29 protein-coding genes are annotated in these 24083 nt (G+C 40.0%); 5 read left to right on the top strand and 24 right to left on the bottom strand.

What is annotated here, in order from left to right; translation table 11 throughout:
• Positions 1 to 60 precede the first annotated feature (60 nt).
• The 20 genes from NYE25_RS04055 to NYE25_RS03960 all read right to left on the bottom strand — a co-directional run bounded on the left by NYE25_RS04055 (position 61) and on the right by NYE25_RS03960 (position 15562).
• The gene (locus NYE25_RS04055; RefSeq protein ID WP_341145168.1) at positions 61 to 834 is read right to left on the bottom strand and encodes a DUF817 domain-containing protein; all 774 of its coding nucleotides are present in this window, start codon (positions 832 to 834) and stop codon (positions 61 to 63) included.
• 66 nt (positions 835 to 900) lie between these two features.
• The gene (locus tag NYE25_RS04050) at positions 901 to 1116 is read right to left on the bottom strand and encodes a helix-turn-helix domain-containing protein (RefSeq protein ID WP_042187934.1); all 216 of its coding nucleotides are present in this window, start codon (positions 1114 to 1116) and stop codon (positions 901 to 903) included.
• A 10-nt stretch (positions 1117 to 1126) separates the two neighbouring features.
• Positions 1127 to 1600: a DUF2975 domain-containing protein gene (locus tag NYE25_RS04045; protein WP_341145167.1), complete on the bottom strand. Its 474-nt coding sequence runs from the start codon at positions 1598 to 1600 to the stop codon at positions 1127 to 1129.
• 204 nt (positions 1601 to 1804) lie between these two features.
• Positions 1805 to 2020 carry a helix-turn-helix domain-containing protein gene (locus NYE25_RS04040; RefSeq protein ID WP_042127458.1) on the bottom strand — a complete coding sequence of 72 codons (216 nt, stop codon included), beginning with the start codon at positions 2018 to 2020 and terminating at the stop codon, positions 1805 to 1807.
• A 10-nt stretch (positions 2021 to 2030) separates the two neighbouring features.
• Positions 2031 to 2513, bottom strand: coding sequence for a DUF2975 domain-containing protein (locus tag NYE25_RS04035; protein WP_341128065.1), 483 nt, complete (start codon positions 2511 to 2513; stop codon positions 2031 to 2033).
• Between the two features lie 240 nt (positions 2514 to 2753).
• The gene (locus tag NYE25_RS04030; RefSeq protein ID WP_341145166.1) at positions 2754 to 3953 is read right to left on the bottom strand and encodes a hypothetical protein; all 1200 of its coding nucleotides are present in this window, start codon (positions 3951 to 3953) and stop codon (positions 2754 to 2756) included.
• 24 nt (positions 3954 to 3977) lie between these two features.
• Positions 3978 to 4823, bottom strand: a complete 846-nt coding sequence (locus tag NYE25_RS04025; RefSeq protein WP_341145165.1) for a hypothetical protein — start codon at positions 4821 to 4823, stop codon at positions 3978 to 3980.
• Entirely contained in the window at positions 4820 to 5506 is a 687-nt protein-coding gene (locus NYE25_RS04020; protein ID WP_076285825.1) for an ATP-binding cassette domain-containing protein, read from the bottom strand. Before NYE25_RS04020 ends, NYE25_RS04025 begins: the two co-directional genes overlap by 4 nt.
• Positions 5503 to 5913, bottom strand: a complete 411-nt coding sequence (locus NYE25_RS04015) for a GntR family transcriptional regulator (protein ID WP_042187923.1) — start codon at positions 5911 to 5913, stop codon at positions 5503 to 5505. The genes NYE25_RS04020 and NYE25_RS04015 overlap by 4 nt, the downstream gene beginning before the upstream one ends.
• Before the next feature lie 485 nt (positions 5914 to 6398).
• The gene (gene pgsA, locus NYE25_RS04010) at positions 6399 to 6950 is read right to left on the bottom strand and encodes a CDP-diacylglycerol--glycerol-3-phosphate 3-phosphatidyltransferase (RefSeq protein ID WP_341054595.1); all 552 of its coding nucleotides are present in this window, start codon (positions 6948 to 6950) and stop codon (positions 6399 to 6401) included.
• Complete coding sequence (locus tag NYE25_RS04005; protein WP_341147675.1) at positions 6947 to 7597, bottom strand: uridine kinase family protein; 651 nt, start codon at positions 7595 to 7597, stop codon at positions 6947 to 6949. Before NYE25_RS04005 ends, pgsA begins: the two co-directional genes overlap by 4 nt.
• Complete coding sequence (locus NYE25_RS04000) at positions 7590 to 7676, bottom strand: DUF3977 family protein (RefSeq protein WP_341147674.1); 87 nt, start codon at positions 7674 to 7676, stop codon at positions 7590 to 7592. Before NYE25_RS04000 ends, NYE25_RS04005 begins: the two co-directional genes overlap by 8 nt.
• Before the next feature lie 155 nt (positions 7677 to 7831).
• Positions 7832 to 8488, bottom strand: a complete 657-nt coding sequence (locus tag NYE25_RS03995) for a CatB-related O-acetyltransferase (RefSeq protein ID WP_341145164.1) — start codon at positions 8486 to 8488, stop codon at positions 7832 to 7834.
• Between the two features lie 175 nt (positions 8489 to 8663).
• Positions 8664 to 9131, bottom strand: coding sequence for a DUF2691 family protein (locus NYE25_RS03990; protein ID WP_341145163.1), 468 nt, complete (start codon positions 9129 to 9131; stop codon positions 8664 to 8666).
• Between the two features lie 116 nt (positions 9132 to 9247).
• Positions 9248 to 10744 (bottom strand): malate:quinone oxidoreductase, encoded by a 1497-nt coding sequence (locus NYE25_RS03985; RefSeq protein ID WP_341145162.1) that lies wholly within the window; start codon positions 10742 to 10744, stop codon positions 9248 to 9250.
• Positions 10745 to 10990: 246 nt separating this feature from the next.
• Positions 10991 to 11251: a hypothetical protein gene (locus NYE25_RS03980; protein WP_341145161.1), complete on the bottom strand. Its 261-nt coding sequence runs from the start codon at positions 11249 to 11251 to the stop codon at positions 10991 to 10993.
• Positions 11252 to 11458: 207 nt separating this feature from the next.
• On the bottom strand, positions 11459 to 12460 hold the full coding sequence (locus NYE25_RS03975) for a Gfo/Idh/MocA family protein (RefSeq protein ID WP_341145160.1): 1002 nt from the start codon (positions 12458 to 12460) through the stop codon (positions 11459 to 11461).
• A 30-nt stretch (positions 12461 to 12490) separates the two neighbouring features.
• A complete protein-coding gene (locus NYE25_RS03970) occupies positions 12491 to 13579 on the bottom strand; it encodes a Gfo/Idh/MocA family protein (RefSeq protein ID WP_341145159.1) in 1089 nt (362 codons plus the stop codon).
• A gap of 30 nt (positions 13580 to 13609) precedes the next feature.
• Entirely contained in the window at positions 13610 to 14371 is a 762-nt protein-coding gene (locus tag NYE25_RS03965; protein WP_341145158.1) for a sugar phosphate isomerase/epimerase family protein, read from the bottom strand.
• Positions 14372 to 14398: 27 nt separating this feature from the next.
• Entirely contained in the window at positions 14399 to 15562 is a 1164-nt protein-coding gene (locus NYE25_RS03960) for a Gfo/Idh/MocA family protein (protein WP_341054573.1), read from the bottom strand.
• A gap of 155 nt (positions 15563 to 15717) precedes the next feature.
• Here NYE25_RS03960 and NYE25_RS03955 point away from each other — a divergent pair, with 155 nt between their 5' ends.
• The 4 genes from NYE25_RS03955 to NYE25_RS03940 all read left to right on the top strand — a co-directional run bounded on the left by NYE25_RS03955 (position 15718) and on the right by NYE25_RS03940 (position 19463).
• The gene (locus tag NYE25_RS03955; RefSeq protein WP_341145157.1) at positions 15718 to 16554 is read left to right on the top strand and encodes a helix-turn-helix domain-containing protein; all 837 of its coding nucleotides are present in this window, start codon (positions 15718 to 15720) and stop codon (positions 16552 to 16554) included.
• A gap of 76 nt (positions 16555 to 16630) precedes the next feature.
• Positions 16631 to 17062 (top strand): GNAT family N-acetyltransferase, encoded by a 432-nt coding sequence (locus NYE25_RS03950; RefSeq protein ID WP_341145156.1) that lies wholly within the window; start codon positions 16631 to 16633, stop codon positions 17060 to 17062.
• 31 nt (positions 17063 to 17093) lie between these two features.
• Complete coding sequence (locus tag NYE25_RS03945; protein ID WP_341145155.1) at positions 17094 to 17984, top strand: LysR family transcriptional regulator; 891 nt, start codon at positions 17094 to 17096, stop codon at positions 17982 to 17984.
• Positions 17985 to 18302: 318 nt separating this feature from the next.
• Positions 18303 to 19463: an asparaginase gene (locus tag NYE25_RS03940; protein WP_076286350.1), complete on the top strand. Its 1161-nt coding sequence runs from the start codon at positions 18303 to 18305 to the stop codon at positions 19461 to 19463.
• Positions 19464 to 19526: 63 nt separating this feature from the next.
• On the opposite strand, the gene NYE25_RS03935 is transcribed toward NYE25_RS03940, so the two are convergent.
• From NYE25_RS03935 to NYE25_RS03920, 4 genes are all read right to left on the bottom strand, one after another.
• Positions 19527 to 20222: an ABC transporter ATP-binding protein gene (locus tag NYE25_RS03935; protein ID WP_341145154.1), complete on the bottom strand. Its 696-nt coding sequence runs from the start codon at positions 20220 to 20222 to the stop codon at positions 19527 to 19529.
• Positions 20219 to 21337, bottom strand: a complete 1119-nt coding sequence (locus NYE25_RS03930) for an ABC transporter permease (protein ID WP_341054559.1) — start codon at positions 21335 to 21337, stop codon at positions 20219 to 20221. Before NYE25_RS03930 ends, NYE25_RS03935 begins: the two co-directional genes overlap by 4 nt.
• Before the next feature lie 69 nt (positions 21338 to 21406).
• Positions 21407 to 22783, bottom strand: coding sequence for a sensor histidine kinase (locus NYE25_RS03925; RefSeq protein WP_341054557.1), 1377 nt, complete (start codon positions 22781 to 22783; stop codon positions 21407 to 21409).
• Complete coding sequence (locus tag NYE25_RS03920) at positions 22780 to 23457, bottom strand: response regulator transcription factor (RefSeq protein WP_341054556.1); 678 nt, start codon at positions 23455 to 23457, stop codon at positions 22780 to 22782. The genes NYE25_RS03925 and NYE25_RS03920 overlap by 4 nt, the downstream gene beginning before the upstream one ends.
• A gap of 144 nt (positions 23458 to 23601) precedes the next feature.
• Between NYE25_RS03920 and NYE25_RS03915 the strand changes: the two genes are divergently transcribed.
• Complete coding sequence (locus NYE25_RS03915) at positions 23602 to 24075, top strand: ferritin family protein (protein WP_042187885.1); 474 nt, start codon at positions 23602 to 23604, stop codon at positions 24073 to 24075.
• Positions 24076 to 24083 lie beyond the last annotated feature (8 nt).

The raw sequence follows: 24083 nt of genomic DNA, 5'->3' as shown, positions 1-24083 counted from the left end.
CCCCCTCATCACTAATTTGTTCTTACTCCATGTACTACTATTTCCTTTGAAGACAATACTCTACTCTTTCGCGTTACGGTTAGCTTTAACATGTTTAAGCTGAGCAACTATAATGACACTAATAATGACCAGAAGGAACCATGAACTGATCTTACTGACACTAACGACATGCCATACCTGATTCTGATCAGGATATTTCCAAGCATTAAAGAATGTAGCGATATTCTCAGCTAACCAGATAAAAAAACCAACTAAGAAAAAAGCCAGTGTCAAGGGCATCCGATAAGTAGTGTTTCGTACCCGATAAATGATCCGAGTTTTCCAAAAAACAATGAGTACAAGCCCCTTTAGCCACCATCGAAAATCAGGAATGAAGTGATGCGTGAAAAAGTTCAGATAGATAGCTGCTCCGAGCGATCCAGCAGCAGCAAGTCCCGGCCAGCCCGTCATATCCATTTTCAGTCTACGCCAAATTTGACACATATAGCTCGCGACGCTCGCGTACATAAACCCGCTATACAGTGGCACTCCAAACACCTTGGTTAGCCCGGGTTCAGGGTATGACCATGACCCCATTCTTATCTTATAAATTTCCAGCAGCAAACCAATAATGTGAAATACACAGATGACTTTAATTTCATCAAGCGTCTCTAATCCAGTACGGTACATAAGATATTGAACGGTAAGCAATATAATAAGAATGGCATCATATCGGTAAATGTAAGGCAGATCTATTACGTTAGAGAGAGCTAAAGTCCCAAAGATCGCAATAGGAAATATGCAACTCATCGCCTGATGATAGCCAAAATGCAGAAACTGCGTTATTGATTTCAATGATGATCTCTCCTTTCCAGGCAATGCTGTTCTTTTCAATCTGCGGAGTCGATTACTCATTACGATTTAAGCATCTTCGTCCATTAGGTATTCTAAAATATCTCCAGGCTGACATTCTAAAGCTTTACAAATCGCATCAAATGTTGATAGTCGAATCGCTTTTGCTTTTCCATTTTTCAATATAGAAAGATTGGCCATTGTTATTCCAACCCTTTCTGTAAGCTCTGTAACGCTCATTTTTCTTTTAGCTAACATCACGTCAATATTCACTATAATCGCCATTATTTTCACCTCAGACTGTTAAGTCATTTTCTGATTTTATTTCTATGGCATTTTTCAAGAGCTTTTGAAGAACAGCAGCAAAGACCGCAATCACAATTGGAGCACAAGTCATGACAAGTCCAAGTACGATTAGACCTGGTGCATCGGCTCCCTGTGCCATTTCGTAAATAAGTGGCATACCTGCCGCATATAAGATACTGATGATGATTGCACAGTAAATTATATTTTTTAAAGCCTTAATGGATAGTTCTGAGAACGCTTTGTTCTTGTCAATATAGCTTAGAAGTCTTAACGCCTGATATAAAGCTACGAAATAGGCTATCACTGTTACATACACCCCTATAAGAACGGGATAAACCAAATACACCGGATAATCTCCAGCTGCCTTGTTAGGTATCGTAGGTAACCAAAAAATACACAAAGCAAGAACCGGAAGTCCAATAAGAATTACAACTATCTTTAAAAAGAGTGTTTCTCGTTTCATAAACTGCACCTCACAAAGTTAATAATCTGGATTCAATTTATCACATAATTTATCGTTATTCAATATATATAGATTGTATTACAATTATTTTTTATCATTAATATATCCCCTTATTATTTTTCACCTCCAATTATTGCACATCAAAAAGGCCCCCTTCTCATAAAGATTGAGAAAAGAGCCCTGCCTCTACTATTCATTTATTTCTTAAGTCTCCTCGTCACTTTTGTATTCTAAAATATCGCCAGGCTGACAATCTAAAGCTTTGCAGATCGCCTCTAATGTTGATAATCGAACCGCTTTCGCCTTTCCATTTTTCAATATAGACAGGTTAGCCATTGTTATTCCAACCCGCTCCGAAAGCTCGGTCACGCTCATTTTTCTTTTAGCCAGCATCACGTCAATATTAATAATAATCGCCATTGTTTTCTCCTCAGACCGTTAAGTCATTTTCTGATTTTATATCAATAGCTTCCTTCAAAAGCTTTTGGAGCACCGCAGCAAACACTGCAATCACCATGGAAGCAAAAATCACAACCAGCCCAATGACAATGAACCCTGGGGCATCATCTCTCTCCGCGACGAGATAGAAAAGTGGCAATCCCACTACATAAATTCCACTGATTGCAATTGCACAGTTCCTGATATTTTTTAATACCTTTACAGATAATTCTGAGAAAGCGTTGTTGTTGTCAATATACCCTAACAGTTTGATCGCTTGATACAATGCAAAGTAAAAAGGTATCGCCGATGCATACAAATCAATGTACAAGAGATATTTAATATAGGTTTGATCAGGGTATAATTCTGCTGCATAATTCGAAATCGCAGGCACAAAAATTATACACAAGGCAAGAACTGGAAGTCCAATAAGAACAACAGCTATCCTTAAAAAAAGCGTTGATCCAAGTTTCATAAAACACACCTCACAAAGTTATTTTCAAAATTGAATCTAACATATAGTTTATCGTTTTACAATATATTTTAATCGAAAAATAGTGTTTAATGACTGTTTTATATTTCACGACTAAAAAGGCCGAGCTAATTGACTATTAAAAGTCATTAGCCCGGCCTTTGTCACCTTTTTATATCTCTTTATATCTCTTTATGTCTCTTTATGTCTCTTTATATCTCATTTTCTATTCTAAAAATTATGCTAGAACTGACCGAGATCGATAAAATTCAAATCCATGTTAGCTTCATCTTCAACCTGATTTGCGGCCTCTGTTGATATTACTTTTCCTTCGTACTCAAGGTTACCGCTTGTCAAATTGAATACATATAGACGATTACCTTTGAAATTCTTATAACCCATAATATAGAGATGGTCTTGTTTAAAAGCATAGGTAATGTTTTCACTTAAATCTATATTTGTATTCTTCAGAGTAGTCTCATATTCTTTACTCACGAGATCGTAAGAAATAACAGTGAATCCTATATTTTCCTTACTCGATACAGCTTTTTGCAGGAAATAAATTTTCTGTCCATAGGCATTCATAATATTATTCAATAACATTTCATGCCCTTGGAATGTGAGTGGAGAGATTTGTCCTGTCTTAACATCCACTTGATATGCCTTTCTATGATTATCTCTACTAATCCTTAAAATCCATTGCTCCGTGTGCTCCAGATTTTGATTGGCTAGCCATGCATATTGAGTATCCCCGTCTGCCGCTACAGATTTACCGCCTGGTAACGCGAGCGGCTCATTCTTAATCTCTTTTGTGGTTAGATTGACACGGAGGATCTGCGGTTCAGATACATAACCTTTGGCACTGTGATTCATAAACACCATAGCAACAAGCTGCTGATCAATAAGCTGTACATTTTGTACATACATATCTGAAATATCATGATCTACATTGATATCGGATGTGATTTCAAGCGTATTGTTCTTCTGCTTGTTGAGTACAGAAATACTAAGCTTTGCATTTCTCTTCGCTGATGAATCATTTGATCGCTTCGTATCTACTGTCGCCTTAACATAAGCAAGCATTTCCTCATTCTCATAGAAACCAGATGTGTTTGTCTTACCGCGCATGAACTGACGATGCTCTTCAATCCACTGATCCAATTGCGTTTTCATTGGTCTTCGATTTAAACTTTGGCTAATCGCAGACTTTTCATCTGGATAATCTGTACCATTTGTCGTGATATAAGCTCGTTTGATGCCAAAAGTACTATCCTTAATCATGTAGTTTCCGTATACAGCTATACCTTCAACGAGGGAAGCATCCCCTTGAACCGTCGTCAGCTTATAATTAGGTGGTGTCTCTTGTGAAGCTTGTACATAATACGTCCCGATTGTAACAACCGCGAACACTACAAGAACGGCGGTAACCATATATTTTCTCATTCCTTAACCTCCATACCCCTTCAATTATACCGATATTTTCTTACGCAATAGATACAAGCTGTACCAAAGCGAACCTCCAACAATGATCACTATTAATCCGAGACAAGCGCCTATGATTTCACCTGGATAGAAGTAGCTATCGTAACTGCTATAACCCATAAGAAATAGTATTGAGGCTAGTCCAGCCAGAACCGCTAAATATAGTACGATAAAGCCAATCCCTTTCAGTCTGTAGCTCCGCTCGATTAGAATCACTGTGAACAAGACGATCAAGCCAATAATGCCCAGTCCATAGTATAGTACAAACTCAGAAAAGTAGGGCGGAACCAGAACTTTAAGCACAGTAGGATACTTCAAAAAATCAAATACCGAGATGTTCCGATATATTTCAGCAGGAAGAATCGACTGTGCTATCAAACGCTCCAGTGGAACAAGGATAATTTGCAGGGCAACAAGTCCAAATGCGAATAGCAAGATCGTAACCAGCTTGGCAAAATACAAATTCGCCCGATTGGATGGCAACGTGAGCAGGCGATATACTACCGTATTTTTACCTCTCCAGTCACGGTACCAGATGAAGCAGCTATATATTAGCAACACTGTGATGCTCAAAAATATGGGTCCGAAATATAGAAGTCCATTATAGCGAGCATACATCATACTGTTTAGCTGAATATATCCAGTCACATTGTGATATTGCTCAAGGGTCCATTGATTCACTCTCATTGCCTCATTCGCAGAATCCAGCCAATGATTAGCACCGAGGGTGACTGCTACAAGTTGCAAGGCGACTGTCAGCACCAGGAGTCCAAAATATATTTTGGCAAATCGGTTCATTTCAAAATTCAATAGCTTCACAAAAGCTCTCATTTCATGTACACCTCTCTCATTACGTCCGTAATGGACTTACCTTCCTGCTCGCGAACTTCTTCACAGTAGAATTCACGTTCTACCTTCCCATGCTGTAGCAAGACCACTTTATCAATTAAATGCTCAATATCGTTAATTTCATGAGTTGTAATAATCACACCACGATCCTCGATCAATTCACTCGTGAACACATCAGTAATTTGCTCGCGGCTGAACATATCAATCCCCGAGAACGGTTCGTCCATTAGGATATAATCACAATCCAAGGCAAGTCCGAGCAACAAATTTAACTTCGCAGCCATCCCCTTCGACAATGAAGACACGCGATCTTTAGAGCTCAGTTGGAAGAACTTAAGCAATTCCTCTGCACGTTCAGCGTTCCAATTCCGATAAAAGTCAGCCATAAAGCTGAAGCAATCAGCAATTCGCATATTGGAGGGCATCGTTAACGAATCTGGAATAAAAGTCATTTTCTCATACATCGAAGGTATTAGTGATGCATTATCGATTAAGACTTCACCTTTGTACGGTGTCAGTCCCATGATGGACTTCAGCACCGTTGACTTTCCGGCACCATTGATTCCGATCAGGCAGGTGATCTCTCCCTTGGCAGCAGTGAAGCTAACGCCATTTAGTACCTTCTTGAATCCGTAATTCTTCACCATCTGATTCACTTGGATCATCTTGTGTCACCACCCTCTGGAGATCGCTCTGATGTATATTTTGTCTTTATGATGTCTACCAGTTCTTCAACTGGAATTTGAATATTCCGAATGGAACCGATGAATATATCCACTGCACTTTCGATTAATTCAGCACGAATCGAGCTTAGTATTTGCTGATCCTGTGTAATTCGACTTGGGGAATTTCCTTCTGTTACGATCAAACCCTGTTCCTCCATTTCCTTATATGCCTTCTGTGCCGTGTTCGCATTAATCTTCATTACTGATGCCAGCTCACGCCGTGAAGGAATCTTGTCTCCTGCTCCGATTTGCCCTGTAGCAATCTGTTCTTTAAAGTAACGGACAACTTGAATATATACCGGTTCTCGAATATTAAAGCTGACACCTGATTTTTGTTCTTCTGTCATACAACCAACTCCATATACTAAGTGTGTGTACTAAGTGGTTCATACATCTTATTTATGTACTATACGTGTAATACACTTTTGTGTCAATAGTTCAATTTTGAACACAGGCTTCTAAGATTATCGTTCTTAGCCATTGTATTTTGTGCAACAGAACTTATTTAAATCGAGCTGAATGATACTTCTGTTGTATTTTGTACAACCGATCCAATGAAAATTGCCCATTATAGCACATTTCCCGTAGTTTGATTGCACAAAGTACTGTAGACGGTAGTTAATGAGCGAGAATAGTGATTTCTATTGTACAATCTGCAATGGGAACGTAAAGTTGAGTTGTATCCACTTGATTAAGTATTGATAATTCCATAAACCGCAAAAAAAAGCTACCGTGAGGCAGCTTTTGCTTAAAAAGTATAGCATCTCAGAAAAGATATCGAGGGTAATAAACAATTATAATTAAACATGCGGGTGATGGCGGACTTTTATCCTCATCTCTCTAATTTTAAAGAACGATAGTTATTTTTTATGTAGTTAAAGCCAGAATAGACAGTTATGATTAATGCAATATAGATAAGGATTTGATCGAAAGGTATATTCGTAAAAAAGGTGAATGGGTGGTTTGCAAACATAACTGCGGTAATTGCTACTACTTGAGATACCATTTTAATTTTACCGTATTGATCAGCTTGCAGAACTATTTTCTGAGAAGCAGCGACAAGTCTAATTCCTGTAATGATAACTTCCCTTGCTACAATAACTAAAGCAACCCATGCGTATAACATCTGCTGACTTACTAGTAGGATCAACGCTGCAGATATGAGTAACTTATCCGCTAATGGATCAAGTAACTTCCCAAGGTTCGTAACCTGATTATACTTCCTAGCAATATACCCATCTAGTTTGTCAGTAGCTGATGCGAGTAAAAAAACAATAGCTGCATAATAAATCCCCTCTGGCCAATCAGGGTATTTTGTGAAAAGCACTATAAAGATAGGGATTAATAATATTCTGGCGATTGTTATTCTATTTGCAAGATTCATAATTCCCTCCTGAATTCATTTTCAAGAATATAACCTTCATTGGAATTTTTTAAAACGATATCAAAGTTTCGATGATAAGGATGCATAAATAACTCATATTGAATTCTACGCTCTTCATGAGATTTTCTTAAATCATTAATATTTGTTCCTCTTTCAGAGACATCTCGTAGACTCCTTCTCATCAATTCAGTTTCTCCATCCGTATATAAGTAAACTTTCAGATCAAACAAATTCGGGTCTGAAAAAGCAACGCTCATGCCTTCTACAATATTCACTCTATTGTGTGAAGCTATTAAAGTACTCTTTAAATAATTTGTGTCTATTGTATAAAAATCTAAACCCTCTCGCATCATTCGAATATCTCTCTCTAAAGCGGATACATTATGAGCAGCAGGATGACAAGCTGTCATTTTATTATGATGAGTTTCATTGTTATACTCATACTCGATTAAAGTGTACTTTCTAAGATGAGAGCCGATAATATAGGGATCAGTATTAATATAATTTACGTCCTCTTGACCCAGAAGCTTTAAAAGATTATGGGCAAACGTTGTCTTTCCAGATGCACCATGACCCGAAATCCCAATAGTAACTCTTTTTTCCTCACTGCTTATCAAATTGGCTATTTCATTTAATATTTTATCCATAGTTTTCACTTCCATCCTCTAACTCCGTTTCGGTTCTAATAAACCATGTATTGCCTAGACCAAATTCAATATATTTCATATATCTAGCAAACTTTCCTCCCAAGAGATTAGATGAGCCCATTCATATTATCATACTAATTAGGATTAATCTGGTAAAGAACAATTATTGTTAAACTACCTTAACTGATAAAAGAACAGGCTGCCGAATAATTGCGGCAGCCTGTTGTGATTGTGTTATGATTTTATTTCTCTTAGATAAAACTCATATAATTGATCAATCGATGAACTTGAAAAGATAGGCGTAGCTTGTTCAATTTTCTCACGTTTCCAATCAAACCAACGCATTTCCTTTAACTTTTCGATTTCACGATCTGTAAATCGTTTTCTAATCTCTTTAGCAGGATTGCCACCTACTATTGTATATGGTGAAACGTCTTTTACAACAACCGAGCCTGCCGCAACAATAGCACCTTCACCTATTTTCACACCTGGCATAATCATTGCATTCATCCCAATCCAAGCATCACTCTCTATGATCGTATCACCTTTAGGTTCGTAAGAGGTTTCAACCTGGTCCACAAAAGGATACACGGTAATCCATTCAGGATGATGATTGTGATTTCCACCCATTAAAATAATTACACCACTTGCAATACAAACATAATTTCCTATAATCAATTTATCTAAATGCCAACCATAATCTTCGATCGGGTTAAATAACTTTCTCGATGTTTCGTCTCCCCAAAGATATCTGACGCAACCATCTTCAAAATCAAGATTATCGTAATAACCAGAATAGTAAGAGTACTCCCCTACTTCAATCATTGGGTTGGTGACAATATCCTTTAAATACTTAATTTCAGACCAGTGGTTAAATTGATGTTTTTTCATTTTCTTTTCCTCGCTTCTAAGTAATTTATAGCATTTATACTTAGAAGCTTGATACAGTAGCGACATTCTTAAACCGTTTCAAACGACGAACCATCGTCCTCATCCTTTTCCTAATTGATGGGGTCATTGTAACAAATGAATGATTTGTTCGTCAAATCAACCTTACGGTTTCCTTCTACCATACTGATAATCTTGTTCTGAAGTCATTTTCATTCGTAATGTATTGCACATCATCATATCCATTTGAAATTGCGTTATGACACAGTGCTTCAAGCATCCCCTCATCTTTACAATAAACTGTAGCATATTCACTGTCGACGACTAAAAGTACAAGCTGGCAATCACTATTTAAAAACTCCTCATAGGTCTGAACATCTATTACGTCCTTCTCTCGTAGAAAAGCCTTGAAGTTCGCAAAGATGATATAGTATTCGTTATTCTCCAACAGTTCTTTCAGGACGTTGCCGTCCATTCCATAAATTTCTTCATGGAACATGACCTCTCCTAACGTATCGTTTTGAATAAAATAAGATTCCTCGCCACCTATATACCAATTGAATGTTTCCGTATTAAATGGCTTTAACAGATCTCCAAGTATTTTCCCGTAATCATTTGGAATCTTAAAAGTGATTCCTCGTTTCATATATACCCCACTTTTCTGTTCAATTTCCCTATACAAAAAGCCTATGAATGAAATCCATAGGCTTTCTTGAAGAAAATCTCTGTCAATTATCATACTTTCGAGCGATTGATCATTGCTTAACTATGCACTCGCTCTTTTCCACCTAGACCCAATGTAGTTGCCGTTAATGTGTGCACTTCATGCAAAAGCTCTGGATTTTCCAGTAGTGACAGACCATAAGAAGGAATCATTTCTTTAATTTTCGGTTCCCACTCTTTTATATGCTGAGGGAAACATTTGTTAAGTACTTCAAGCATCACGTGAACAGCCGTAGAAGCACCTGGGGAAGCCCCAAGCAATGCTGCAATCGAACCATCTGCGGCGCTAATTACCTCTGTACCGAATTGAAGGATACCTTTGCCATCCTCTGTATCTTTGATTACCTGTACGCGTTGGCCTGCTACAACTAGATCCCAATCCTCTATTTTGGCATTCGGGATAAACTCTCGTAATTCCTCCATGCGTTTTTCTTTCGATAACAACACTTGCTCGATCAGGTATTTGGTCAAAGACATGTTCTTTGCACCTGCCGACAGCATCGTTAGGAGATTATCCGGTTTTACGGAAGTGATCAAATCAAACATTGAACCCGTTTTTAAAAATTTTGGTGAGAAGCCAGCAAACGGTCCAAATAACAACGATTTTTTGTTGTCAATAAATCTAGTGTCCAGATGCGGAACAGACATTGGAGGCGCTCCAACTTTAGCTTTACCGTATACTTTTGCATGATGCTGGGCTATAACTTCTGGTTTATTACACACCATAAATATTCCACTTACCGGGAATCCGCCAATATGTTTCCCTTCAGGAATACCGGATTTTTGCAGGATATGCAAGCTTCCTCCCCCGCCACCAACAAAGACAAATTTTGCAGTATGGTGTTCAATAGCACCGCTGTCGTTCTTCACTCTCAAGTCCCACGACCCATCGCTAGCACGTTTGATTCCATCCACACTATGTTTATAATGGAGATCTACATTCTTACTCTTTAAGTGATCAAATAACATACGCGTTAAAGCACCAAAGTTAACATCTGTGCCTGAGTCGATTTTTGTTGCTGCTATAGGTTCATTCGATGGACGATTTTGTATAATAAGCGGTATCCATTCCATTAATTTGCTAGAATCATCGGAAAATTCCATTCCTTGGAACAAAGGATTTTTTGACAGCGCTTCAAATCTTCTCTTCAAAAAAGCTACATTCTTCTCCCCTAGTACTAAACTCATATGGGGCAAGGGCATGATAAAATCCTGAGGATTATGTATCAACTTACGATTTACCAAATAAGACCAAAATTGCATTGAAAGTTGAAACTGTTCATTAATTTGGATGGCTTTACTTATATCTACAGTTCCGTCGGATTTTTCGACAGTGTAGTTAAGCTCGCAGAGCGCCGCATGTCCAGTTCCTGCATTATTCCATTCATTAGAGCTTTCCTCACCTGCATTTTCGAGCTTTTCAAACACTTTAATCTTCCAATCCGGCACTAATTCTTTTAAAAGTGTTCCTAAAGTCGCACTCATGATTCCAGCACCAATTAAAATGACGTCTGTTTCAGTTGCACTTTTGCCCATTATTACCATCCTTATCCCCTGAATTTTGCAGAAAGGATGTGGGCGCTCCTTCTTAGGCGTCACACCTTTTCTGTCTCAATTATACCCTTATCCGAGTGTATTACAATTATTTATAAATTTAATATCTACTATTATATGAAAAAAATAAATTATTTAAAAGCTTGCAAAAAAGAGAGAAATAAGTCCTCCAGGTTAAGGAGCTTATGCTACAGCCATAAATCCGCTTCTTGCAAGGATTAATAACAGTTAAGCATTATAAATAAAATAAATGAACATACTGCCCGCAGCAGCAAGATCAACAATTGCCCATAAGAAGCTTTTTCGAATTAGCATGAGTAAAGCAGCAATTACACTAACAAAACAAGCAATGAGCATAATAAAAAAGGTGGTGAATAATCCACCAGAAAGAAACATCAGTACGTATAATATGACAAAGATAAAAACAATGGTCTGCACAATGGAAATTAGCTTGGTGTTCGTTCTAATGTTCAGTAGTATTTTCTCCATATTGTATGCACCCTCCAGATATCTTGCTGTTAATAACCTATACTTACTTTAGATTATTCCACTAAGGAGAATTAATCAAATCCATCTTCCTCTGCAAGTCGTAGTCTTCTTAGTGTTTAACCAAATGCGGGAAGTCACTAAACACGAAAAAGCTGCCTCATTCGTAGATAAATCTACATATGGAACAGCCTTCGCTATATTTATGACTTATTTGTTCCTCTGCGATGAGCTATAAATACGCTTCACCAGTTCCAGCGCCTTTATCCCCTCAGGGCCATCCAGCCAAAACTTTGATCCACTGAAAATATGGTCATAGAAGTCCTCAATTAGTCTCTTATGCCCAGTCCCCCAATACGATTTGCCTTCCGCAGGACTGAACATAGGCTCACAAACCAAGGTTTCCTTCCCATCTTTCCAAAGATATAAGTGCTCTCGACGGAGGTTAAGCGTCCCCTCTTCAAAAACTAGCTCCAACTCCACCGGAGAGTTCTCAAGATAGGTATTCGTGCCATAAAACAGCCCGCGAACATTATTGGCAAAGTCGATACAAGCATGGGCAGTATCTTCTACTTCAATGACGCCATCAAGCACATCCGTGGTAATACTGCCTTTCACGGATTTAATCTCCCCCCCATACCACTGTAGTAAATCCAAGGTATGAATGGTCTGATTAATTAGAACACCTCCGCCTTCCGTGGACCACCTTCCTCTCCAATTGCTATCTTTGTAGTAACTTTCGTTTCGATGCCAGGTTACGACACCTTTCATACAAAGTAGTTTCCCTAAATCACCAGAATCTATAGTCTTCTTAATATAAACGGAAGCATCATTATAACGATTCTGGAACACCACACCAAGCTGGCCGGAGCTCTCTTGCGCTGCTTCCAGCATGCGTATGGCTGAAGGAAGGTCAACGGCGATTGGCTTTTCAGTTAACACATGCTTCCCCGCACGTAATAGCTCTTCAGCCATTTCTGCATGAAGATGATGAGGTGTACAGAGATGAACAACATCAATACGATTATCATTTAATATTTCTCTATAATCATCAGTGGCATCGCAGGCATATTCTATTCCCGCTCGTGTAGCTTTATCAGCATCAATATCTGCAACTAGAAGTAGATTTACATCTTTTATTGCTGATATTGCTTTAGCATGGAGAGGAAATATCGCCCCGCAGCCAATAATCGCTACTCCAAGTTTGTTCATCTTTACCACCTCCATTCATTATTCCATTCGCTATTTCAGTTGATTAGGAGTTAGATTCATCGCTTGGGCTTGAGCCTTCAAACATAGTTCAGCAGCTTTGAAGACATGTGCTTGAGTCATGGCCAGCTCAGTCCGGTTCAGACAATCGAGTATAAGTTCACCAAAGAACGGAAAACCAACTTTTCCAGCCACATGTTCATAATGCTCCCCTTCTCCGTTCACCCAGTACACATGATCTGTTGTATTTGAACGCCCGACATCAGTATATTTTCGCAATTCAATATAGCCTCCAGTCCCCATGATCATTGTACGTCCATCTCCCCAGGTTCCGAGCCCATCAGGTGTAAACCAATCTACACGGAAGTATTGGGTTGCCCCATTGTCCCCAACAAGCGTCGCATCACCGAAGTCCTCCAATTCAGGGTAAGACGAATGATTATAATTTGCTACCTTACTGTGAACAACTGAAGCATCCTGACAATCTGTATAATACAAAAATTGTTCAATTTGGTGGCTGCCAATATCGCATAGAATTCCTCCATATTTCTCCCGCTCGAAAAACCATTCTGGACGGCTAGATGCATTTAAACGATGCGGCCCTAATCCAATGACTTGAAGAACACGACCAATAGCCCCCTGACGGATCAACTGTCCCGCATAGATTGCGCTTTCAACATGAAGACGCTCACTATAGTAAACCATATACTTCTGATTGGTTGCTACGACCATAGCTCTAGCATCATTCAGTTGTTCAAGTGTTGTAAAAGGGGTTTTATCCGTAAAATAATCCTTCCCGTGAGCCATAACCTTATTTCCTAAGGGACCTCGTTCTGAAGGAATAGCAGCCGCTGCAACTAAGCGAACCTCTGGATCTTCCAATATTTCATCCATAGACTCAGCAGCCCTAACTCCAGGATATTTGGCTATGAATGCTTTAACTTTCTCTTCATCCGGATCATATACCCATTTCAGCTCTGCACCAGCCTCAACGAGCCCATTACACATCCCGTAAATATGACCGTGATCGAGTGCAATAGCTGCGATGATGAATTCACCTGGCTTCACTACAGGTTTAGCTTCATATGTGGGTGCATAGGTCATCCCATCTATTCTATTCATCAGAATCCTCCTAACGGTTTCTTATCGATTCTATAATAAGCTAATGAGATAGCGCAGACTCATCTCTAAGCTCTCAAAAGGATCACGTCTACAAACATCCTGCTCCACTACGTACCATTCAACACCCGTCCCACGACAAGTAGTAATGATCTCCGCATAGTTCATGTTTCCTTCGCCTATTTCAGCAAAAACCTGTTTCCTATCAACTATCGCCATATCCTTTAAATGCACAACCTGCATTCTGCCTTCAACTTTACGTATCCATTCTTCCGGACTCGCGCCACCTGCCTGCACCCAATATAAATCAATTATGAAACCAACTGATGGATCAGTCTCATTGAGCAGTACTTCCATTCCAGTAGTACCTTCAAAGCGTTCAAATTCAAAATCATGATTATGATAAACAAATTGCAGACCGTGTTGTTCTTTTAATGTTATTGCAATTTCAGATATCAATTTCGCAAAGTTCCGGTAGCTTTCAAGTCCCGTACGAAATTCTTCTGGTAAACTTCCAAGTCCAATATATTTGCAATTCCACAGCTTATGCTCTGCGGCTAGCGCATCCAGATCATTCACTAATCGATCCCAGGACACATGGGTCGCACATATAACCAGCCCTGCTTCATCCGCATATTCTTTAACGAGCATCGGATCAATCGGTCCAATGGATGAAATCTGAATGCTCTCATAACCCATTGCCGATACCTTTTGAAAAGTTGATCTTAAATCCTCCGCAGTTTGAGTATAATCACGTAACGTGTACATTTGAGCCGCAATCGTCGAACGTTTCATAGGATTTAACCTCTCTCTTTCTTCTATTTAATGAGTTCCTTTAACATTCAATGTTTTAGTTTCTGAGGTTTCCTTTTGGAAAGTCGAGTTTTTTACTTTTTCCATCAGCTTTTCGTAGAATAAATCCGAATCCATCGGAAGCTCCACCCAATTGTCCGTCCAAGCCGATAAATACATGGCATTTGAAAGGGTTAGCCCCTTAATCCCTTCCTCCCCGGGAGCAAGTAATGCCTCATCATGCAAAATGGCATTCGTAAAGTTCCGTAGAATTCCTTTATGCTGCTCTCCTCCGCCATCTTGTACAGGTATCTCACATTTCCAACATTCCGGACTACCGAAACCTCCCGTGAACTCTGCGTTGAACTGCGGCTCCGGTGTACGTAAACGCCAAAAGGTTAGCTTCCCGTCTTCCACTACGATTTTTCCATTATCGCCATTGATTTCAAAACGATTAGTTCCCGGTGCCTCTCCAGTTGTAGTAATAAACAGACCTGTAGCGCCATTCTCGTATTCCACATAAGCGGTTACATCATCTTCAACCTCAATGTTGCGATATTTTCCAAGGTGGCAAAATGCTCTTATCCGCTTCGGCATCATGCCTGTCGTCCATTGCCATAAATCTAGCTGATGAGGATCTTGATTAAGCAATACCCCGCCACCTTCACCCGCCCATGTCGCCCGCCAGCCACCAGAATTATAGTAGTTCTGCGATCTATACCAGTCGGTAATAATCCAATTCGTCCGGCGGATCTCACCTAACTCACCAGACTGAATAAGATCTCTCAGCTTCTGATACAAAGGATTTGTACGCTGATTGTACATGATTCCAAATTTGCGGTCAGACTGTGCTGCAGCATCGTTCATCTGTTGAACAGCTTTCGTATAAACACCTGCAGGCTTCTCCACTAGTACATGATAACCATGCTGAAAAGCTTCGATTGCAAGTGTAGGATGATCATAATGCGGAGTACAGATTAATACCGCATCCATGATACGTGACTCGAATAATTCCTTCGGCGTAGAATATTTCCTAACATTCTCAGGTAACTGCTCTTCAGCCCATTTCAAACGTTCTTCTCTTATATCACATACGGCTGTAAGCTCAGCCCCCTTAATCTCACTCAGCAGACTTTGCGCATGTGCGGTTCCCATATTTCCAATACCAATAATCCCATAACGAACTGTACCCATCTCTGATCACTTCCTTATTAATGGTTATGGTTAGAGGATATACTTTATTTAAGGACATGAACATGATCGAAATTAAGAACTATTTGTATTTGAGTAAGATGTTTTAGTTAAATGAAACCGTTATAATGAGGATATAAAAGCTTTAAAGGAGTTAAATGATGAACAATTCAGGGAACTTATCAGGACGTCTCCTGCAGAATCTCAAGGTTACTGTGACCCATGCCCAACTTAGTAATAGATATCCCGGATGGAACCGCACGCTGGAAACCCCCGCTTTTAATCGGCTGTATTTTATTGATGGGGGTGAGGGGAAAGTAATTATAAACGGGATTACCTACTATCCGAAGCCAGGTCAGCTAATGATCATGCCTGCGGGGAGCACACAAACTACCGAAACTTCTATCGATGATCCATATATCCGTTATTACTGCCACTTTGATGCTGACATTGGAGAATGGCCCTTATTCCATGCGGAGAAAAAATTATACATCTGTGATTCGCCTAATCCAGATTCAATAAAGGCAACTTTCGTGGAGATGATCGAACAATTTCAAAAGGACGATGTCTTATCTATCCTTCGCACTCAGGCTTGTTTACTTAATCTCATTGCCACTTGTCTTGAATCGAGCGACAGTAGTCACACAGACTTTATGACGCAATTCATACACACCGGAGACCATGGTAAGCTGGCTCATGTGCTCCATTACATCGATAATTGTCTAAATAAGCCCATAGAGATTGATGAACTAGCAGTGCTTGTCCACCTGCACCCGAACTATTTTATACCTTATTTCAAAAGATTCATGGGGGTGACTCCAATGGCCTATGTTCAATTGAAACGTATGGAGCACGCTAAAAGACAGCTTTCTTACACAGATTACAGCATTTCAGATATTGCGGAACAAGTCGGCATGGAATTGGCTCATTTCTCTAAATATTTCAAAAAGACGATGGGTCTATCCCCATCCACTTATCGAAATAGTACGAAGTAATTTACATAGAGATGTTCCTCTGAATGAGATGAACTATAATAAAAAAGCAGCATGAAACAACATTTTAAGGTGGCGGATGATCATACATATTAGGACAGCTTCATATAGCGACACGCAAGAAATTGCAAAACTATCCAGTGAGCTTGGATATCCTTTAATTATCGAAGAGCTAGCAGATAGACTTCAAGATATCAGAAATCGTAAAGATCATGCTATTTATGTAGCAGAGTCGGATAGCCAATTAATCGGATGGATTCACGCCAATGTGCGAATGTTAATTGAATCTCCACCCTTTGTTGAAATTTGTGGTTTGGTGGTCGATGGGCAGTATCGCGGAGAAGGGATCGGCAGACAACTTGTTGAAACCTGTGAACGCTGGGCAGCACAAATTGGAGTGAACAAATTAAGAGTGCGCACCAACCAAACTAGAGAAGATGCGGTACGTTTCTATACACGTATTGGATTTTCGCAGAAGAAAGCTCAGTTCGTGCTTGATAAGGAACTTTAAATACATTCGGGACTTTTAGAGAGGGAATTCTATGATTGTGGATACATTACGGGTTTTCGTTACAGTTGCTGAGCAAAGTCATTTCTCTAAAGCAGGAGAATTACTGAATCTATCTCAACCCGGTGTCAGTCTACATATCCGGAATCTCGAGAATGAACTAGGCGCAAAGCTTCTACACCGATCCTCGAAACAGGTAAAATTAACCGAAGCAGGTACAATACTTTATAATCACGCCAAACAAATATTGGCCCACTTCGAAGAAGCTCATCAGGAAATACAAATGCTACAGGATGAGGTTACTGGCAGTATACATATTGGTGCGAGCTTTACGATTGGAGAGTATATATTACCCTCAAGACTTGCGGAATTTGCAAATCAATACCCACAAGTCAAGCTTCAGGTGACGATCGGTAATACTGAAGAAATTATTGGTGGGGTAAGAGCCAATGAATTGGATATTGGGTTTATCGAAGGAGAAGCCCATGAGAATGATCTGATCGTTACCCCTTACATGAAGGACGAGATGATTATGGTCTCCCCGGCCAACCACCCTTTGTCAAAAATAGTCTCTGTGGAGCAAGGGATGCTACAAAATCAGGTTTGGGTTCTGCGAGAGCTTGGCTCTGGAACGCGTGCTTTCAGTGATCATTTCATTCAAGAAGAAGAGATTTCTGTCAAAAGATCCTATGTCTTCAACAGTAGTCAAGGGGTTAAGGAAGCCGTTGCCTCCGGTTTGGGAATCGCTATGCTCTCCAGATGGATTGTGCGCAAAGAATTAGCAAGTGGTGAAATCTGTGAGCTTCCTATCCGACATCATCATCTTGAAAGACAATTCTCCATCATTCGCCATAAAGAAAGCTCCTCCTCCATGGCTACCCATGTCTTTATTCAAAAACTACTTGTCGCTAGAAAAGATAAGTAGTCAGGTAAATCTAATAACTATGCCGGTCAATCTAATAAAGATTGTCCGGCATTTTGTTATTTATTCATCTCTATTATTATGTAATGAAATATAACATTAATATTATAAATCACTTTAATAATAATATAATAAAATTCATAGTATACACAAGAAATCAATAGATATCCTTTATTAATAGTGCATTTAAGCGTTTTATTAATATGTTAGCAAACTTGTCATTATAATATATTCATAGATATAATCCAATCATGAAGCACGTTTATGTAATATAAAATAACATGAACGTGAGAATACATAATCAATTGGGAGGTTACATCTATGAATGGATTACAATCAATGCTCGCCAAAACTACTGTTGCCGCAGGACTCTCTTTCACTCTACTCTTCTCTGCTACAACAATGCTTCCCGTTTCTACCACTTACGCCGCTGAGGTTACCCAAACGATTGAAGGAACGGTTAAGCTTCCAAAGGTCCAAGTCATAGCAACCGGTGGTACTATTGCCGGTAAATCTGTGGATGAGACCAGCTTCCAGAACTATAAAGCCGGGACTTTGTTAATGGAAGATATGGTTAAAGCACTGCCTAACCTTAAAAAGTTCGCCGATGTAACTAGCTATCAATTTGGGAATGCAGGCTCTGGCTCGTATACCATGCAACAACTATATGATCTCTCCTTAAAAGTAGATAAAGCACTAGAAACCCAAGATGGCATCGTAGTTACTACAGGTACCGATACGATGGAGGAAATTGCATATTTCCTTGATCTTACAGTGCGTAGCTCCAAACCTGTCGTAGTAACTGGCTCTATGCGTCCATGGACAGTTATCGGAAGTGACGCTCAGGCCAATCTATTTAACGCTATTAAACTAGCAGCTAGCGGAAAGACGAAATATTACGGTACTGTGCTCATGCTAAATGACGAGATTCATACGGCTAGAGAGGTTACCAAGACAAATGCCTATCGTACAGACACTTTCGAATCTCCACAACTAGGAATCCTCGGATATATCGATGAGAATAATATAAGAATTTATCGGGCGAATTCCAGAGCACTATTGACCGCTGACAAATGGGCAACGCCATTCGATCTAACGAAGATTAAGAGCAGTGATATGCCTAAGGTAGAAATTGCTTATGCTTATCAAGATGCCGGTTCTGGGGCAATTACAGGTTTTGTTCAAGATGGAGCAAAAGGTATTGTAACTTCAGGCACAGGGGCTGGCGGCGTATCTAAAGCTATGGGAGAAGCTCGTACGAAAGCTATTAAGGAAAACGGAGTTATTTTCGTGTCTACCACGCGTACGGGTTCCGGTTCCAACTATGCTTCAAGTGACGGCATAATTGCCGGAGATAATCTGAACGCAGCTCATGCCCGAATTCTTTTGGAACTGGCACTGTCATTCAGCAGTGATTTCAACACGATTAAAGGCTGGTTTGACACATATGGCTCAGGCCAAGTCACCATAGCTGACAAATAAGAACAAACCATTGTTCACACACCAAAAAACGATTCATGCCATAAATAGCATGAATCGTTTTTTTCACAAAATTTTTCTTAAATCATGTTCAACCAAATGTCCATCTTCCAGATGTAGCACTCGATCACACCATTCGAGCATCCGTTCATCATGAGTGACCATTACGGCAGCTTTACCCTCATTCTTTACTTCGTCAGCAATCATTTGCACAACTTCTCTGCCTCGTTTGAAATCTAAGCTTGCTGTTGGTTCATCTGCAAACAAGATTGCAGGTTTATTCATCCAAGCTCTTGCGATAGCTACACGTTGCTTCTCCCCGCCTGATAGTTGTTCAGGATAATGGTTTCGACGTTTCCAGATATCCAGACGCTTCATCAAATCAGCTGCCCGTTCCTTAGCTTCCTTAGAACTCATCTTCCCCTGTTTAGCTACAAAGAGAAGCTGCTCTTCTACCTTCAAGTAAGGCAATAGCTGTGCGCTTTGGAACATAAAGCCTATCTTCTCTAATCGTAGCTCAGTCAGCTCACTTTTACTTTTATCTGTAAGAGATTCTCCGTCTATAAAAATTTCACCACTGGTTGGCGTAAGAAGCGCACCAGCTGCTGATAGGAATGTACTCTTCCCTGTTCCAGAAGGTCCAAGGACAGCAACGAATTCCCCTTCATTAACTATAAGATTCAAATTGTTCAGAACAGATACCGTTGTATCGCCGTCTCCGTAGGTCTTGGTTACTTGCTTCATCAATAATTTCGCACTCATGCTCCAGCCCTCCCAATTGCTTCTAATGCATCTACTTTTGCCACTTTAGCGACAGAAATAAGTGATCCTAAAAGAGACATCCCCACGAACAAGCCGCTGGTTAATAGAATCGTAGAAGGTTCCAGTTGGAACGGCATAGTGTCTGGTAGTACCTGATTCATTCCAAAAGTTAGCAGCAAGCTAATGCTTAGACTTGCAATAGCCAATATCATGACCTGCCCTACAACGCTCCAAGCCAAGTAAGACATTTTTGTACCCATGGCTTTCAGAATGCCAAACTGGCTTGTTTTCTGAATTGTAATGACATAGAAGAATACAGCCAGAACAAAACCAGCAATTACGAACAGGAAGGCAATCATCATAAGCAGTGAACCTTGTTCTGATGAATAACCCGGAATATTAGAGATCGCTTCTTTTTGCGTAATAACTTCCACATTTTTCGTACTAGCAGAGATCTTATCCACTTGCCCTGCGTTTGCATTAAGCGCAATTACATTAAAAGGCGCTCCGGATGTAGCCTCACTACCTTGATTAACGCCTTGTCTCATTTCCTGCCAGTCTTTATTGTTAATATAGACTACTGGGGTATGGCTGTATGAGCTATTCTCAACATATCCTGTAACTTTAAATTCCTTCCCAGTTGCCTGATCTTGGATCGTGCTACCAATCTTAATGCCCGACTGTTCCAAGTCACGATCAACGATGACACTTCCCTGCGTATCATTCGTAATCTTGTCACCTTCAATCACTTTTGGAGCCAGTAAACCGTTCATATCAACCGCGAAAAAAGTTACGTCTGCTTTAGTATCCGCATCGTTCGTAGTCACTGTACTCATCTGTAGAGCGAGTGAAGAGGCATTATTATCTCCTACTACTGCTCGAACACTACCCAGCTCCGTATCCGTTAACTGAGAACGTCTAAACGTCTGATCCGCATCCTTCTGCACCACGTAATAGTTTGCCGGCATATTCTCTATTGCTGAGATATTAGCATACGCTAATCCTCTGGCCAGTCCCGTTACGAAAAGTACAAGAAAGGAAACCAATAACATGATTACCATTATTAACAGGTATCTGGCTTTAGAATGTCGCATTTCTCTTAAGGCTAGAAACATATTACCACTCCTTCTAATCTGTATAGTCACAGTTTAGAAGATGAAAATGAACGGAGTATGAATAACGAGTTACAAAAGCGGAAGAGTTACAGTAAAGGTCGTGCCTTTGCCAACTGTACTGGATACTTCTATGGTTCCGTTATGTGTCTCTACAATTTTTTGCGTAATCGCTAGTCCAAGACCGCTACTATGCGTTTCTCGTGTACGTGCTCGGTCGACTTTATAAAAACGGTCAAAGATGAGTGGTAATTCCTCAGCAGGAATACCTTCCCCAGTATCCGAAAAGGTTACTACACAGTTCCCTTCATCAAGCTTTGCGGAAATCATAATGGATCCCTCAGCAGGTGTATATTTGATAGCATTCGTAATGAGGTTCATCCACACCTGATACAATAGATTGGAATCGCCATGTACGCTAATATCCGCAAGACTTAAACGAACCGCTAATTGCTTCTCTGTTAATCTCCACTCCATGATTTGTACAACCTGCCGAAGCTGTGCACGCAAATCTATAGGTTTCTTCTGCAAGGAATTCGGATCATAATCGAGGGAAGATAACGTTAGCAGCTGTTTACTAAGCATCGATAGACGATGGCTTTCTTGATCAATAATATTGAGGTACTCTATCCGTTCATCCTCGGGTAATGTAGGATCTTTAAGGGTTTGAGCAAATCCTTGAATAGAAGTTAATGGCGATTCGATTTCATGCGACACATTCGCAACAAACTCTTGACGCGCACGATTGGTCCTTTCCAGCTCACGACTCATAATCATAAAGTGTGAGGCTAACTGGCCAATCTCATCCCGCCGCCAAGTATTTAATTTAATATCATATCTACCTTTTGAAATTCGTTTAGTTGCCGTTGTCAAACGTGTAATGGGTCTGACCACATGCAGTACGCTGATCATGACGAACCCTAGACTGAATAACACGGTAAAACCGATGATGACAGCAAAAAACACGCGCAGTTCACCGAACTGAACCTCTGCATCCGGCCGCATGAATAACGCAAAAGTCTCATTATTGACTTCAATAGGTACGCCTATCGTATTGCGTAATTGATTATCAAAAAAACCTGTAATAAATGCGCTGTCAGGAAACTCAGCAACACCGTGATACACTTGTCCATTCAGGACCTTCTCTAATTGCTGCGGATTTAAATCCTCTTTCCGAAATGGCTTGCCGTAAAACCGGGATTGACCTTCTGCATCGATTAAATAGATCTTATATCCCAGTACAGCTACACTTCGCAGGTAATCCTCCATAGATTCCGGGTGAGATTCTGCAAACTGCTGGATTCCAATGGCCATCCCCGTAAGCTTCGCATCATTCTGCGATTTAATCTGAGCTTGATAATAAATATTTGATACCAAGAAGCCAAGAAGGCTGCTCACCACAATGGCCGAGCAAAAGAGAATGCACATTCTCACATACAAAGACTTCACGAGCTCACCATCTCCAATTTATATCCAATTCCCCGTACCGTCCGAATCACAAAGTCATTCTGATAATCCAAAAACCGTTGACGCAATCGCTTGATATGTACATCCACTGTGCGTTCATCACCTTCATAATCCATTCCCCATACCAGTTCAATCAGCTCACTGCGTGAATACAGTCTTCCTGGATATTGTGCCAGTTGTGCGAGCAGTTCAAATTCCTTTACCGGTAACAGTAGTACTTCATCACCATCAGTAATCTCATAATTTTTACGATCAATAACTAGTGAATTTAAACGAATCCGATCATCCGAAGCGATGGAATAACGCCGAAATAATGCTTTGATCCGAAACAACAATTCTTCCGGCTCAAAAGGTTTCGTTACATAATCATCTGTCCCCCGTAAATAGCCTTGTTCTTTATCACTTAGCTGTTGCCGGGCTGTTAACAGAATGATCGGTATATCATACGTTTCTCTTATATGCTGGCATAGCTCCAACCCATCCACATGTGGCATCATCACATCCACAACGGCTAAATCCACAATGCTTTCTTTCAGTTTATGTATCGCGTCCCGGCCGTCGCTGGCCTCCATGATTTGATAACCTTCTCTGGTCAATACATGCTTTAATAATGTACGAATATTACTATCATCATCTGCTACTAAAATCTTTTTCATCGTTTACACTCCCTGAATAACGGATGAACCCATAGTATCAACTTTAAAGGGTTAGAACAACTAAAGAACCGGAAGAGACCATTTTGGGCATTCGTACATATACTACACTAATAATAAAGAACGAATCAGGAGGTAGTAAGAACTATGTATTGGACACCTTTATCTCAGAATAGATCTGATTTCAAACCTATCTGGGCAACCTCTCTTCCTCAAGCATTAAATTTAATCAAAGAAGCTGTGCAAGGTGAACGAAATGATGAGCTTTTCTATGATGAACTTATCAAACTGGCCCCAAATTCCGAGCAAGCCTCCATCATCACCTCAATACGAGATGACGAACGGGGTCACAACTCCATGTTCCGCGGGATGTTCAAAGAAATTACGGGTCAAGATATCACTGGAATTAGTAGTGAACAATATCAACGGATCAGTTCCTATGAAGAAGGTTTAGAAAAAGCACTCCAAGGTGAACTGGCTGCAGTCGAAAAGTATCGCAAAATATGGTTTGGTCTGCCTGTTGGAGTATACCGTGATACTGTTTATGGGATTATATTAGATGAATTAAAACATGCCAGTAAATATAATTATTTACTTACTTTAGATCGAACCACTATATAGTTGAATAA

The organism is Paenibacillus sp. FSL E2-8871, assembly GCF_038000345.1.
Classification (GTDB): domain Bacteria; phylum Bacillota; class Bacilli; order Paenibacillales; family Paenibacillaceae; genus Paenibacillus_AQ.
Note: the sequence above shows the minus strand (reverse complement) of the source record. Positions and strands in the feature narration are given on the sequence as shown.